The 13,728-nt window shown below is 71.7% G+C and carries 15 protein-coding genes and 1 pseudogene; 10 read left to right on the top strand and 6 right to left on the bottom strand.

Annotated features, from left to right (window positions below):
• Positions 1-43 precede the first annotated feature (43 nt).
• The 4 genes and pseudogenes from BJ965_RS40320 to BJ965_RS02280 form a co-directional block, all read left to right on the top strand.
• Positions 44-127, top strand: a complete 84-nt coding sequence (locus tag BJ965_RS40320) for a putative leader peptide (RefSeq protein WP_350710819.1) — start codon at positions 44-46, stop codon at positions 125-127.
• A gap of 189 nt (positions 128-316) precedes the next feature.
• The gene (gene ssuE, locus BJ965_RS02290; RefSeq protein ID WP_184907104.1) at positions 317-871 is read left to right on the top strand and encodes an NADPH-dependent FMN reductase; all 555 of its coding nucleotides are present in this window, start codon (positions 317-319) and stop codon (positions 869-871) included.
• 48 nt (positions 872-919) lie between these two features.
• Positions 920-2,071, top strand: coding sequence for an LLM class flavin-dependent oxidoreductase (locus tag BJ965_RS02285; RefSeq protein ID WP_184907103.1), 1,152 nt, complete (start codon positions 920-922; stop codon positions 2,069-2,071).
• 177 nt (positions 2,072-2,248) lie between these two features.
• Positions 2,249-2,752, top strand: a pseudogene (locus BJ965_RS02280) (hypothetical protein); the annotation flags it as partial.
• Here BJ965_RS02280 and BJ965_RS02275 read toward each other — a convergent pair.
• Together BJ965_RS02275 and BJ965_RS02270 are read right to left on the bottom strand one after the other, a co-directional pair.
• A complete protein-coding gene (locus BJ965_RS02275; RefSeq protein WP_184907102.1) occupies positions 2,749-3,798 on the bottom strand; it encodes an acyl-CoA dehydrogenase family protein in 1,050 nt (349 codons plus the stop codon). The pseudogene BJ965_RS02280 and the gene BJ965_RS02275 sit on opposite strands and share 4 nt — an antisense overlap.
• Before the next feature lie 66 nt (positions 3,799-3,864).
• Complete coding sequence (locus tag BJ965_RS02270) at positions 3,865-4,974, bottom strand: substrate-binding domain-containing protein (RefSeq protein ID WP_184907101.1); 1,110 nt, start codon at positions 4,972-4,974, stop codon at positions 3,865-3,867.
• Between the two features lie 80 nt (positions 4,975-5,054).
• Here BJ965_RS02270 and BJ965_RS02265 point away from each other — a divergent pair, with 80 nt between their 5' ends.
• From BJ965_RS02265 to BJ965_RS02250, 4 genes are all read left to right on the top strand, one after another.
• Positions 5,055-5,492 (top strand): MarR family winged helix-turn-helix transcriptional regulator, encoded by a 438-nt coding sequence (locus BJ965_RS02265; RefSeq protein WP_184907100.1) that lies wholly within the window; start codon positions 5,055-5,057, stop codon positions 5,490-5,492.
• Positions 5,493-5,767: 275 nt separating this feature from the next.
• Positions 5,768-6,658 (top strand): glycoside hydrolase family 19 protein, encoded by an 891-nt coding sequence (locus BJ965_RS02260; protein WP_184907099.1) that lies wholly within the window; start codon positions 5,768-5,770, stop codon positions 6,656-6,658.
• Positions 6,659-6,728: 70 nt separating this feature from the next.
• On the top strand, positions 6,729-8,096 hold the full coding sequence (locus BJ965_RS02255) for a phospholipase (RefSeq protein ID WP_184907098.1): 1,368 nt from the start codon (positions 6,729-6,731) through the stop codon (positions 8,094-8,096).
• 42 nt (positions 8,097-8,138) lie between these two features.
• Complete coding sequence (locus BJ965_RS02250) at positions 8,139-9,047, top strand: oxidoreductase (RefSeq protein WP_184907097.1); 909 nt, start codon at positions 8,139-8,141, stop codon at positions 9,045-9,047.
• Between the two features lie 6 nt (positions 9,048-9,053).
• Here BJ965_RS02250 and BJ965_RS02245 read toward each other — a convergent pair whose 3' ends face one another.
• Together BJ965_RS02245 and BJ965_RS02240 are read right to left on the bottom strand one after the other, a co-directional pair.
• Positions 9,054-9,512 carry a pyridoxamine 5'-phosphate oxidase family protein gene (locus BJ965_RS02245; RefSeq protein WP_184907096.1) on the bottom strand — a complete coding sequence of 153 codons (459 nt, stop codon included), beginning with the start codon at positions 9,510-9,512 and terminating at the stop codon, positions 9,054-9,056.
• A gap of 124 nt (positions 9,513-9,636) precedes the next feature.
• On the bottom strand, positions 9,637-10,029 hold the full coding sequence (locus BJ965_RS02240; protein WP_184907095.1) for a tautomerase family protein: 393 nt from the start codon (positions 10,027-10,029) through the stop codon (positions 9,637-9,639).
• Between the two features lie 138 nt (positions 10,030-10,167).
• On the opposite strand from BJ965_RS02240, the gene BJ965_RS02235 reads away from it, so the two are divergent.
• The gene (locus BJ965_RS02235) at positions 10,168-10,560 is read left to right on the top strand and encodes a VOC family protein (RefSeq protein WP_184907094.1); all 393 of its coding nucleotides are present in this window, start codon (positions 10,168-10,170) and stop codon (positions 10,558-10,560) included.
• A gap of 45 nt (positions 10,561-10,605) precedes the next feature.
• A complete protein-coding gene (locus BJ965_RS02230; protein WP_184907093.1) occupies positions 10,606-11,685 on the top strand; it encodes an adenosine deaminase in 1,080 nt (359 codons plus the stop codon).
• On the opposite strand, the gene BJ965_RS02225 is transcribed toward BJ965_RS02230, so the two are convergent.
• Together BJ965_RS02225 and BJ965_RS02220 are read right to left on the bottom strand one after the other, a co-directional pair.
• The gene (locus tag BJ965_RS02225; protein ID WP_184907092.1) at positions 11,667-12,182 is read right to left on the bottom strand and encodes a mycothiol transferase; all 516 of its coding nucleotides are present in this window, start codon (positions 12,180-12,182) and stop codon (positions 11,667-11,669) included. The two genes, BJ965_RS02230 and BJ965_RS02225, sit on opposite strands and share 19 nt — an antisense overlap.
• A 27-nt stretch (positions 12,183-12,209) precedes the next feature.
• Positions 12,210-13,700, bottom strand: a complete 1,491-nt coding sequence (locus BJ965_RS02220; protein WP_184907091.1) for a carotenoid oxygenase family protein — start codon at positions 13,698-13,700, stop codon at positions 12,210-12,212.
• Positions 13,701-13,728 lie beyond the last annotated feature (28 nt).

Here is a 13,728-nt window from a genome sequence, read left to right as displayed (position 1 = left end):
CATTCCTTGACGGCCCTCGGCGTCCACTGCCACGATCCATGGCATGACCATGCGACTGGACCTCACGCGGCGACGCCACGTCGACCTCGCACGCGTCTCCAGCGCCTCCTGTCGCGCCGCAGCCTGAGTCCTTCGGCTCGCCGCTTCCTCTCACCGCCGTTTCCGCCTCCGGCCGGCCATCGCCGTACCGCCGGACGCCTCGTGCGGTGCCTTTCCCTCACGCCTGAATTCGGCGCTTCGGCACGCCTTCTACCTGTGTGCCCCCTGAATTCGGCGGTGCCCGCGCAGTCGCGCCTTCGCCCGGAAAAGAGAACCCATGGCCACCGTCCTGTCCGTCTCCGGCAGCCCCTCCGCCTCCTCCCGCACCAGCCGTCTGCTGCGCCACTTGGACAAGCGGCTGGCGGCCCAGGGCCATGACGTGATCCCGCTCGACGTCCGCACCATCCCCGCCGAGGCCCTGCTCGGCGCCGACTTCCGCCACCCCGCCATCGTCGAGGCCACCGAACTGTTCGCGCGGGCCGACGGAATCGTCGTCGGCACCCCCGTCTACAAGGCGTCCTACTCCGGCGTGCTGAAGGCCCTGCTGGACCTGCTCCCGCAGTACGCCCTGACCGGCAAGACCGTACTGCCGCTCGCCACCGGCGGCAGCGTCGCCCATGTGCTGGCCATCGACTACGCCCTGCGTCCGGTGCTCAACTCCATGGGTGCGGACCACATCGTGCAGGGCTGGTTCACCCTCGACAAGGACATCAGCGTGCAGGACGACGGCTCCCTGACCGTCGCGCCGGCCGCCACCGAGGCACTGCGCCAGGTGGTCGACCAGTTCTCCGCGGCGCTCGGCCGCGTCCCGCTGCTGGCCGTGGCGGGCTGAGACCGCCCGCCACCGCGCCACCGCACGTACCCCTCGATCGGAGACCCCGTGTCCCTCACCTTCCACTGGTTCCTGCCCACCAACGGCGACAGCCGCCATGTCGTCGGCGGCGGTCACGGCACCCCGGCCACCGCGTCCGGCCGGGACCGGCCGCCGACGGTCGCCTACCTGAGTCAGATCGCCCGGGCCGCAGAGGGGGTGGGTTTCGCGGGAGCTCTCACACCGACCGGTGCCTGGTGCGAGGACGCGTGGCTCACCACCGCGATGGTCGCCCAGCACACCGAACGACTGAAGTTCCTGATCGCCTTCCGGCCGGGCCTGATCTCGCCCACGCTCGCCGCGCAGATGGCGGCCACCTTCCAGCGCCAGACCGGCGGGCGGCTGCTGCTCAACGTCGTCACCGGCGGCGAGAACAAGGAGCAGCGCGCCTTCGGCGACTTCCTCGACAAGGACGGCCGCTACCGCCGCACCGGTGAATTCCTCCAGGTCGTACGGGAGTTGTGGCAGGGCGGGACCGTCGACCTGCACGGCGAGCACGTCCGGGTGGAGGGCGCCGCGCTTGCCCGGGTCCCCGCCCCCGTGCCCGAGGTGTACTTCGGCGGCTCCTCACCCATCGCCGGTGAGATCGCCGCCCGGCACGCCGACGTCTATCTCACCTGGGGCGAGCCGCCCGCCCAGGTCGCCGAGAAGATCGCCCGGCTGCGGTCACTGGCCGCCGCACGGGGTCGCACCCTGCGCTTCGGCATCCGGTTGCACGTCATCACCCGCGACACCGCCGGGCAGGCCTGGGCCGAGGCGGACCGGCTGCTCGACGGATTCGACCCGGAGACGGTGGCGTCGGTGCAGGCAGGGCTCGCCCGCAGTGAGTCCGAGGGGCAGCAGCGCATGCTCGCCCTGCACGGCGGCCGCCGCGACCGACTGGAGATCCACCCCAACCTCTGGGCCGGTATCGGCCTGGTGCGCGGCGGGGCGGGCACCGCCCTGGTCGGCAGCCACGACGAGGTCGCCGAGCGGATCAGGGAGTACCACGCCCTGGGCATCGACGAGTTCATCCTCTCCGGCTACCCGCACCTGGAGGAGGCGTACTGGTTCGGCGAGGGCGTCCTGCCGCGCCTCGCCGCGCGGGGACTGTGGCGGCATCCCGCGGACCGGGACGCCGCGCCCGCCGCATCCACTCCCTTCGCACCGGTCGCGAGCTGAGGCAACGCGGATCGCACACAAAGGCCGACCCTTGCAAGGGACTTGGGCGTCCTGGTCACCGAGAGGGCAGGCCCGCCCTCTCGGTGACCAGGAGGGGCACACCCATGAGGACCGCCTTACGCGCTCTGGTCGAGAAGGGTGGTCTCCCCCGAGCGGCCGCCGCCGTGCGTGACGCCAACCGGCGGCATCGCCCACTACACCGACGACGCCGGCTTCAGCCACGACAGCGCAGGACCCGGCTTCCCGGAGCACCGGTACGCCGAGATCCACGACGCCACCGAACAGAACATGACCTGGCTGGGCGCGGCCGGTGACGTCATCTCCACCGGCGGCGACCTCAATCGCTTCCACCGGGCCCCGGTCAAGGGCCACGTGCTGCCCCCGCGCCAGATGAAGGAGATGTTCGAGGAGGTCCCGGCCGGGCACGGCATCGGGTACGGACTCGGAGTCGAGTTCGCGCGGTTGTCCTGCGGTGTGAAGGCGGTCGGCAAGAGTGGCCGTACCAACGGCTCCCTGTCCGCGATGGTCGGCACCCAGGACGGCGAACACCAGCTCACCTTCAACATCAACGGCGACTGGCTCCCGGACTCCTCGCCCTACACCGATGTCATCGAAGCCGAGTTCTGCGGGAAGGTCCCGTCCCGGACGGACCGGGCGCCGGCCGTGCCCCGCCTCGGCTAACCGGACGCCAGCGAGCCGAGGTGCGTCCGGCGCGCCTCGGCCGTCTGGCCCTGCACCAGCAGGAACATGCCCTCGCGCGCCAGCCGTTGCGCCCGGTGGTCCAGGGCCATGGCGCGGCCGCCCCCGGCCACGATCGCCGCGGTGGTGGCCGCGCGCAGGAGGTCGTACGCGCGGGTCTTCACGGCCAGTCGTTCCGGGACGGAGTCCTGCGGGGAGGGCCGGTCGGCCAGGGCGTAGGCCTCCTGCCGTACCTCGTCGAGCCGGGCCCGCAGCGACCGGGCCGTCTCCCGGCCGTCGGGGGTCTGCGCCACCAGGTCCAGTGCGGCGTCCGCCACCCCGAACACGGCCGGACTGGCGTTGGCGGCCCGGGGGAGGTCGACCAGGGCGAACTCCGCCTGCGAGGTGCGCAGCACGACGCACTCGTCCGGAACCCACAGGCCGTCCAGCTCCAGGGACACCGTACGCGCGGCGGTGAGGGCCGCGAGCCGCATCGGTGCCGACGGTGTCAGCCCCGGCTGCTCGCGGGCCTCGGTGAACACGAACACCACCTCGGCCGCATCCGTCACCCCGGCCAGCAGCATCACGTCATTCAGCCCCCAGCCCGTGTACCAGGGCACCCGGCCCTCGAACCGCCAGCCGCCCTCCTCGGCGACGGCCCGCACGGGCACCCGGGGGAAGGCACAAACATGGGCGAACGCGATGCCGGCCATCAGCTCGCCGGTCGCCAGCGGGCGCAGCAGCTTCTCCCGGACGGGGGAGTCGTAGGTGGTGAGCAGCTTCACCGGGGTGTGGTGCTGTGTCTGCACGAACCATGTGGAGCAGCACGCCCCGGCCAGGATCTCCGCTGTCTCCCGCGCCACCGCCACGGGCGCGTCCGCCCCGCCGTGCTCCCGCGGTGCGACCACCCCCAGCAGCCCCGCCCGCTTCACCGCCTCGACATGGCTCGCGGGCACACCCTCCTGGTCGACGCGCTCGGCCTGCGGGACGAGGAGGTCGTGCGCCAGTCGCTGTGCGCCGGTGACGAGGGGATGGGGTGTGGTGGTCATGGGAGGAATTCTCGCGGGCGAGCGGCGCGGGGCGGCGATCCGGGGGCGTGTCGTCGGTCGGCCACGTCAGGGTCGTGCGTCCAGCTCCGTGAGCACGTCGAAGTCGAACCCGTCGGCCCGCGCCAGGTAGATCCGCTGGCGGACATGGGCGTCCCGCAGGTGCAGCAGCCCGCGTGGGCCCTCGTAGGACACCGACCCCGCTCCGGCCGCCGCGCCGATCGCCGAGACGTCCAGCGTTCCGGCCCTCCTCAGCAGCGCGGCCAGCAGCAGCACACCCTCGTAGCAGGACTCGCCGAGGCTGCCGAGCGCGGGTGCCTGGACGCCGTAGCGGGCGGCGTACCGCCCGTGGAAGTCCAGGGTGTCGCGATTGGCCAGCGAGGCGAAGAACCCGGCCGTGCTGTAGAGGTCCTCGGTGGCCTCCGCGCCGCTCGCCACCAGCATGTTCTCGTCCATCAGCGTACTCAGCCGCAGACAGCGCGCGTGCAGGCCGTAGGCCGCGAACGCCCGGTTGAAGCGCACCGCGTCACTGCCGACGAGCAGCATCAGCACCGCGTCGGCGTCCGAGCGTTCGACGTGCCGCAGCACCGGCTCGAAGTCGTGGGTGCCGAGCGGCAGGTACGCCTCACCGGCGACGCACCCGCCGCGGTCCCGGGCGTAGCCGCGGGCCGAGCGGGCCGTGTGGCGCGGCCACACGTAGTCGTTGCCCACCACGAACCAGCGCCGCACCCCGCGCTCGCGCGCCAGCAGGTCCATGGCCGGCCGGAGCTGGTCGCGCGGGGTCTCGCTGGTCAGGAACACCCCCGCCGTGTCCTCCCCGCCCTCGTACAGCGCGGTGTACACGTAGGGGACGCGGTGCGCGATCCGCGGTGCGAGCGCCTGCCGCACGGAGGAGATGTGCCAGCCCGTGACGCCCTGCACGGCGCCCAGGTCCACCAGCGCCTCGACCTCGTCGGCGATGTCGTGCGGCGCGCCCGAGCCGTCGACCGGCACCAGCCGGAGCTGTCTGCCGAGCACACCGCCGTCCCGGTTGACCTCCTCGGCCGCCAGCCGCGCGCACAGCTCGCACGTGGGCCCGAAGATCCCGGCCGGCCCCAGCAGGGGGAAGACGAGGGCCACACCGAGCACGGAGTCGTCGGCCGTGAACCACTCGGGCCCGGGAAGGTCGCGCCGGATCATGGCGTCATGATTCCGGCTCCATGGGGCGAACTCCAGTGCGTCTCCTACGATGGACACTCTCTCGGCACCAAGGAGCAGGGATGTCCAGCCCCACCCCGCGTCGGCCCGACGACCTCGTGCAGTTGCTGACGCGGGCCGAACGGCTCGCGGCGCGCCGGTTGCAGGGCGTGCTGGAGGCGGAGGGCTGCTCGCTGGACGCGTGGCGGGTACTGGCCTCGCTGTCGGACGGCGAGGGGCACCACATGACGGGACTCGCGGAGGCCGCCTTCCTGCCGCCTCCGACGCTGACCAAACTGGTCGACCAGCTCGTCGACCAGAACCTCGTGCACCGCAGGGTCGATCCGTTCGACCGCCGTCGCGTCCTCGCCCATCTCACCCCGCGCGGCCAGGAGTACTGGCAGCGCGTCGACCGGGCGGTCCGCGCCGGCCGGCCCTCGCTCGGCGAAGGCGACGACGCCCTGCTGCGGTCCCTGCTGGACCGGCTGGCGGCGACGCTGGAGGACCCGGCGCGCGTGTGAACGCTCCAAGGCGCCGGACGGCACGGACGGGTCGCCGATCGCGCCGTGCCGAACACGGAGTGACGGGCCGTCGACCAGCGTGGATCCCGACAGGTCTACACCTGACTGGTCTACACCCTTGACTGGTACAGACCAACGCGGTTGAGTGTGGCTCCACAGCCCCCACCACGGCCGCCCCCCACGCCGTGACCGGACCACCGGTGCGTGCGGTCAAGGGTCTGCTTCACCCTGCCCTTCGTCAGGGTGCGGCCGTGCTCCGCGAAGGAGTTGAACCCGTGTCGAGACGCCGTATCTCCGCAGTTCTGGCCACCCTCGCCCTCGCCGGCGCCGCGCCGGTGCTCCTGCCCGCCTCGAACGCCTCGGCCGCCGCCTGCTCCAGCTACCCGAACTGGACGGCCGGGAAGTCGTACGCCGCCGGCGACATCGTCCGCTACACCGACGGCAAGGCGTACATCGCCGAGCACGCCAACCCGGGCTACGACCCGGTCATCAGCACCTGGTACTGGGAGCCGTACGCCTGCGACAGCGGCCCCGGCACCCCGAACGCCCGCTTCGTGGTGAGCGAGGCGCAGTTCAACCAGATGTTCCCGAACCGCAACTCGTTCTACAGCTACAGCGGCCTCACCGCCGCCCTGAGCGCCTACCCCGGCTTCGCCAACACCGGCAGCGACACGGTGAAGAAGCAGGAGGCCGCCGCCTTCCTCGCCAACGTCAGCCACGAGACGGGCGGTCTGGTGCACGTGGTGGAGCAGAACACCGCCAACTACCCGCACTACTGCGACTGGAGTCAGCCCTACGGCTGTCCGGCCGGGCAGGCCGCCTACTACGGGCGCGGCCCGATCCAGCTCAGCTGGAACTTCAACTACAAGGCAGCGGGCGACGCGCTCGGCATCGACCTGCTCAACAACCCCTGGCTGGTGCAGAACGACTCGGCCATCGCCTGGAAGACCGCCCTGTGGTACTGGAACACCCAGACCGGCCCCGGCAGCATGACCCCGCACAACGCCATGGTGAACGGCGCCGGGTTCGGCCAGACGATCCGCAGCATCAACGGCTCCCTGGAGTGCGACGGCAAGAACCCGGCGCAGGTCCAGAGCCGTGTGAACAACTACCAGCGGTTCACGCAGATCCTCGGCACGTCACCCGGTGGCAACCTGTACTGCTGACGCCGGACCCTACGGCGTGGTGTCATGCGGGATGTCATGAACCTGACTGATTGACCGAAGGGCATCCCTCATGCGCCTACGCACCCCCCACGCCCTGCTCGCCACGGCCGCGGCACTGGCCGCCGCGGTCGTGGCCCCCCAGCCCGCAGCCGCCGCCGTTCCGGCCCCGGGTGCGTACTACGTCCAGAGCGCCACGACCGGACTCAACGCGGCCGACAACGCCGGCGCGGTCGAGCAGCACAGACCCCGCGGCAACGAGGACCGCCAGCAGTGGCAGCTGAAGCAGCACGGCTCCGCGTACCTCCTGGAGAACACCGACGCGCCCGGCACCTGTCTCGGCCGCACCGGCGACCAGGCGGCGTCCGTCGCCTGCGCGAGCTCCGACGCACCCTGGGAGATCACCCCGCTCGACGCCGACCGCTACACGCTCAGGGTTCCGGGAACCACCCATCACCTCACGGTGGCGCCCGCCCCGGACGGCGCCACCTACCCCGCCCGGCTCGCCCTCGGCGGCTCCGGCGACCTCGCCACCTGGTACCTCACCCCGGTCACGCCCGCCACCCACCCCATGCCGCCGCAGGACCGGCGCACCCTGGACCAGGTCACGTTCCTCACCACGCACAACGCGTACGCCAACGGCGTCGACGGCGGCTTCGCCCCGCCCTTCGTCAACCTCGTGCCCAACCAGACCCGTGGCATCGAACGCCAACTCGCCGACGGCGTGCGCGGATTCATGCTGGACATCCACCAGACCCCCGACGGTGCGATCCTCTGCCACAACAGCTGCACCCTCGTCAGCAGGCCCGTCGCCCTGTGGGTCGACCTCCAGCGCATGGTCGACTTCCTGAAGGCCCACCCCGACCAGTTCGTCACCGTCCTCCTGGAGGACTACGTCGATCCGGCCGTCCTGCGCGCCGAACTCGCCCGTGTCAAAGGCCTGTCGGACATGCTCTACCGGCCCGATCTCACCGGCGTGCGGCAGAACGGCTGGCCGACGATGGCGGAACTGGCCGCAGCCGGCGACCGGCTGCTGATCTTCACCGACCACAGCCGCTCCGCCGACCAGGCCGCGGGCCTGACCCGGGACAGCTTCGGGGTCATGTACCAGCGCGAGTGGACCGTCGAGAACTACTGGTCGATGGGCTCGGGCCTCGGCACCTCCGACTGGTCCTGCTACAGCCGCTGGTACGGGGCCGACACCAACATCCCGCTGACCCGCACCGAACCGGGATTCCGCCCGCTGTTCGTCATGAACCACTTCCGTGACGTCCCGCTCACCGGCACGGCCGGCACGGACAACACCAAACTCGCCGACCGCGCCCAGAGGTTCTGCCAGCCGGCCGCCCGCAAGAAGCCCACCTTCCTCGCCGTGGACCACTACGACCGCGGCAACCCGGCCTCCGCCGTCGCCACCCTCAACTCGTACACGTATCCGTAAACCGGCTTCGCCGCCCCGCGTGCCGTGTGTGAGACTCCGCCGATGAGCTCACAGACGATCACCGCGGACGCCGCCGGCACCTGGAAACTCGGCGACCTGCCCGTCCACCGCCTCGGCTTCGGCGCGATGCGGCTGACGGGCAGCGCCGCCTTCCACCACGGCACACCGAGCGACCGCGACCGGTCGATCGCCGTCCTGCGCAAGGCGATCGACCTCGGCGTCAACCACATCGACACGGCAGCCTTCTACTTCTCGTCGCTGCGCTCCGCCAACGAGCTCATCAACAGCGCCCTCGCGCCCTACCCCGACGACCTGGTCATCGTCACCAAGGTGGGCCCGTACCGTGCCCACGACGGGGAGTGGGGCCCCTCGGCCCGCCCCGAGGACCTGCGCGGCCACGTCGAGGAGAACCTGCGCCAGCTCGGCCGGGACCACCTGGACGTGGTCAACCTGCGCCGGATGCCGAAATGCGACTCCATCGCCGAGCACTTCGGCGCCCTCGTGGAGCTGCGCGAGGCAGGCCTGATCCGCCACGTCGGCATCTCCAACGTCACCCCCCGGCATCTCGCCGAGGCCCAGGCCATCGCCCCCGTCGTCTGCGTCCAGAACCGGTACGCCCTCGACCGCCCCGACCCCGACAGCGACGAGCTGCTCCGCGTCTGCGGCCAACAGGGCATCGCCTTCGTGCCGTTCTACGCCGTCGCGGGCGAGGCCGCCGAGCAGGGCGCCACCACGGCCCACGGCGAGGATGTCCGTGCCGTCGCCCGGGCCCATGGCGCGAGTCCCGCCCAGATCCGCATCGCATGGACCCTGCACCAAGGCCCGCACGTCCTGTCCATCCCCGGCACCGGCAACCCCGGCCACCTCACGGAGAATGTGGCGGCGGGCGCGATCCGCCTCACGGACGAGGAACTGGACCGGCTCGGCAGGGCGCGCCACAAGGCCTGCTGACGGCGTCTACACGGCCCAGACGCCCTCCCGCATGAGATGCCTGCGGGGCAATTCCCGCACTTCGCACCACACCTGCACCGCGCGGGGCCGCACCTGGAAGAACGCGTACGACGCGTGGTCCTCGCGCGGATCCCAGCCGGTTTTCGCGAGAAAGGCCTCGGCCGCCGACGACGGCACCTCCCGCATCGGGTACGTCCGCACCTCACCGTCGACGAGCGCGACGTCCCGGGTGTCCCCGAGGGCCAGCCGCGTCCGCCCGCCGTCCCGCAGATTGCGGCCGGTGGGATTGGTCAGCCGGGTGCACAGCCACACGGCCTCGTCGTGCCACACGAACCACAGCGGGACCAGACACGGCACTCCCTCGGCGTCCGCCGTCGCCACCCAGATGTCGGTCTCCCGCTCCAGCCGGCCCAGCAGGTCCGCCTTGCGCTGTTCGGGGGTGCGGGGCGGCTCAGTGATCTTCATGGTGGGGACGCTAGCGGCCGGAGGGGCGGGGCGCCTCCGGCCGCAGCCCTAGGCCCGGGGCCCAGGGCTGCGGCCGCGAAGTCCCGCCTGCGCCGCGCGAGTATGGGGACTTCACGGACACGACCTAGTACCTCTGGTCGAGGTACTGCGCCACGCCCTCTCCGAGTGACCAGTCCGCCGACTCGTTCTCCGTCAGGACGACGAACACGTTCCGCGGCTCCGTGCCCGCGTACGCGTGGGCCAGCTCGGCGATCCTTCGGTGGAGCGCCTGCTTCTGCGTGGGCGTGCGGCCGGACCGCAGTGTGATCGCGACGTACGCGATGCCGTCGTCGCGGTGCACGCCGAGGTAATCGTCGTGGCACAGGGTGCCGCTCGTGCCGTCGTGGTCCGTCAGCACCTGGAACCGGTCGTCGGGCGGAATGCCGATGGTCTCCGTCAGGGCGTCGTGCACGGCCCGGCCGAGTGCGGCGAGGCGCTCGGGACCGGCCCGGAGCGTGTCGATGCGGACGAAGGGCATGGGGTCTCCGGAAGTCGATGATCGCGAGTGTACATACTAGTAGTTACAGTCGCGATCCCGGAAGGCGGCCAAGTAGTTGGCATCCCCGGAGTTTTACGTATAACCTCTCCGGTCAACCACCCGCTCCGAGAGGCTCCGATGAGACGTATCGCCCTGGTCACCCTCGTCGTCGACGACTACGACGAGGCGATCCGCTTCTACACCGACGCCCTCGGGTTCCGGCTCACCGAGGACGCGCCCCGGCCCGACGGATCCCGCTGGGTCGTCGTCGAACCCGGCACGCCGGGAGCCGCCACCGGGCTGCTGCTGGCCCGCGCCAAGGGGGACGCCCAGGCCGCCCGGGTCGGGGACCAGACGGGCGGACGCGTCGGGTTCTTCCTGCACACCGACGACTTCGCGCGCGACCACGCCCGTATGACCGCCGCGCGCGTGACCTTCCTGGAGGAGCCGCGGCACGAGCCGTACGGCACCGTCGCCGTCTTCCAGGACCTGTACGGCAACCGCTGGGACCTGCTCCAGCCCGCCGGCTGACTCTTCCCCATCGCTTCGAACGACCCGCCCGAGGAAAGACCCGCCATGACTGCTACGCGCGTAGACGCCGACCTGATCCGCCGCCTCCCCAAGGCCGTGCTGCACGACCACCTCGACGGCGGCCTGCGCCCCGCCACCGTGGTGGAGCTGGCGGAGGCGGTCGGCCACACCCTGCCCACCACCGACCCGGACGAGCTCGCCGCCTGGTACTACGAGGCAGCCAACTCCGGTGACCTGGTGCGCTACATAGCCACCTTCGAGCACACCCTCGCCGTGATGCAGACCCGCGAGGGCCTGCTGCGCACGGCCGAGGAGTATGTCCTCGACCTGGCCGCCGACGGTGTCGTGTACGGCGAGGTGCGCTACGCCCCCGAGCTGAACACCAACGGCGAGCTGACCATGGCCGAGGTCGTGGAGACCGTCCAGGAGGGTCTCGCGGCGGGCATGGCGAAGGCCGCTGCCGCGGGTACGCCCGTGCGGGTCGGCACCCTGCTGTGCGGGATGCGGATGTTCGACCGGGTGCGCGAGGCGGCCGACCTGGCCGTGGCGTTCCGCGACGCGGGTGTCGTCGGCTTCGACATCGCCGGTGCAGAGGACGGCTTCCCGCCCGCCGACCACCTCGCGGCCTTCGAGCACCTGCGCCGCGAGAACGTGCCCTTCACCATCCACGCCGGGGAGGCGCACGGCCTGCCCAGCATCCACCAGGCCCTCCAGGTCTGCGGCGCCCAGCGCATCGGGCACGGCGTGCGCATCACCGACGACATCCCGGACCTCGCGGCGGGCAAGCTCGGCCGGCTCGCGGGCTGGGTGCGCGACCGGCGCATCGCGCTGGAGATGTGCCCGACGTCCAACCTTCAGACGGGCGCCGCCACCTCGATCGCCGAGCACCCGATCACCGCGCTCAAGGACCTCGGCTTCCGCGTCACCCTCAACACCGACAACCGGCTCGTCTCGGGCACCACCATGACCCGTGAGATGTCCCTGCTGGTCGAGCAGGCGGGCTGGACCGTCGAGGATCTGCGCACGGTCACCGTCAACGCCCTGAAGAGCGCGTTCATCCCGTTCGACGAGCGGAACGCACTCATCCACGACGTGGTGCTGCCCGGTTACGCCGCCGCGCTCTGAAGCAGCCCCCGCAGGTAGGCGGCCTGTCCGATGTGCTGGAGATCGTCGGACAGGACGCTGACCAGCCGGACGCCCAGGGTGACCGGCGGGTCCCAGCGCTCGTCGACCACCCGCTCCAGGTCCTTGGCGGTGAGGCCCCGCAGGGCGTCCAGGCTCTGCTCGTGCACCGCGTCGTAGTAGCCGGTCAGCAGCTCGCCCGAGTCGACCCGGACCCGGGCGACCTTGGCGGGGCTGTGGCCGTAGCCCGTGTCACGGCGTGGCAGGTCAAGACCGAAGCGCTTCTCCCAGTCCTGGGACAGCCACACCTGTTCCAGACCGAAGGCCTCGGCCATGTGATCGTCCTGGACGCGGGTGAGGTGCCAGACCAGCCAGGCGATCGAGTTGGTGTCGGGGGAGGGGCGGGCGCTCAGCTCGTCGGGCCCGAGCCCCTCGACGGTGGCGTGGACTTCTTCGCGGATGCGGCTGAAGCCGTCGATGAGGATGTCCTTCGCATGCATGAGTCCACCATCGCGCATCGCCGGGGATCACGCGTCGGGAACCCAGCTCCCGTGGAAACCCAGCGGCACCCGGCCCGGGAGGTGGATCCGGGCCACCGGCTCCCCGTTGAAGTCCTGGGCCGCGAGGATCACCAGGTCCGACGCCCCGCGGTCGGGGTTGTGCACATACGCGATCGCATACCCGTCGTCCTCCGCCGCCCGCTCGTCGCACGGGTCGGACGGCACGAACACCGCCTCGCTCGCCGTCGCGTCGGCCGCCAGCCGGTGCACCTCGGAGGTGCCGCGCAGCAGGTCGTGCTTGATGAGCGCGTTGGCGAAGGCCCCGTCGGGCGGGCTGCCGTCGACCGCCTGGTAGGCGCGCGACATCTCCGCGGCCGCGGCCGAGTAGCCGTACCGGTGCCTGCGGGACACCAGCGCCTCGTTCACGCGCGGGAACTCCTGGGGGCGGTCGTCGAGGGTCCTGGTCCGCACCCGCCCGTGCCGCAGGTCGACCGTCCAGCGGTCGAGCCGCGGGGTGCCCGCCGTGTGGGGGCCGCCCGAGCCGTTGCCGGCGACGAGGAACGGCGCGTCGAAGTTCGTCATGTCGACGACGATGTGCGGCCCCTCCTCGTACGCGTTGAGCGTGTGCGAGTAGTAGACCGGGTCGACCTCGAACCAGCGGACCGGGCCGCCCTCGCGTGGCAGCACACCGACCCGCGCCGGATGCCGGTCGTTCCAGACGTACGGCACGAGGTCGCCGCGCTCGGCGCCCGCCGGGTCGAAGGTGACCGGCATGTCGAGGATCACCACGTGGTTCTCGGTGAGTGCGAAGTCGTGGATCATCGGCGCGTCCGCCACCGGGATCCTCGTGGTCCGCACGACCTCGCCCGCCGGTCCGACGACCAAGTGCCGGACGTGGTCCCAGGTCGGGTAGTAGGCGATCGCGTGCAGCTCGTCGGCCCGGACGTCGAACTTGGTGTGCGCGGTGAGCGGGCCCTGGAGTGTGCCCCGGAAGTCGTACGTGCCGACGGTGTTCAGCTCGTCGTCGAGTTCGTACGGCAGCGGCCCGCTCTCCTGGAGCGCGAGGATCCGCCCCCGGTGGGGGATCACATGGGTGTTGCACGGGAAGTCGTCCGGCGGCACGGGACCCGGGTAGGGCTCGCCCAGCTTCTTCGCCACCTGCGAGGAGCGCACCCAGCGGTTGCGGTACCACTCCGCCCGGCCCTCACGCAGCCGCACCCCGTGCACCATGCCGTCTCCGAGCATCCAGTGGTGGGCGCGCGGGTCCTCCAGCCCCAGGACGTTGGGGCCGTTGCGCAGATAACGGCCGTTCAGCTCACGCGGAACGCGGCCCGTGACCGGCAGGTCGAAGGCCGTCAGCTCCTCGGTGACGGGCGCGAACGCGCCCTCCAGGAAGGGAAAGCGGCGCGGTGCGGTGGGCGCCGCCAGGGCCGGAGGGGCTCCGGCGCCGACGAGCGCGCCGGCCGCCGTGACCGCGGCCGCGCCGCGCAGCACGCTCCGCCGTGTGGGATCCGTCATCTGGCCTACTCCTGACCGTCGTCGCCTC

The organism is Streptomyces luteogriseus, assembly GCF_014205055.1.
Classification (GTDB): domain Bacteria; phylum Actinomycetota; class Actinomycetes; order Streptomycetales; family Streptomycetaceae; genus Streptomyces; species Streptomyces luteogriseus.
The sequence above is the reverse complement of the archived record's forward strand: the minus strand, read 5'-3'. Positions and strand labels throughout refer to the sequence as shown.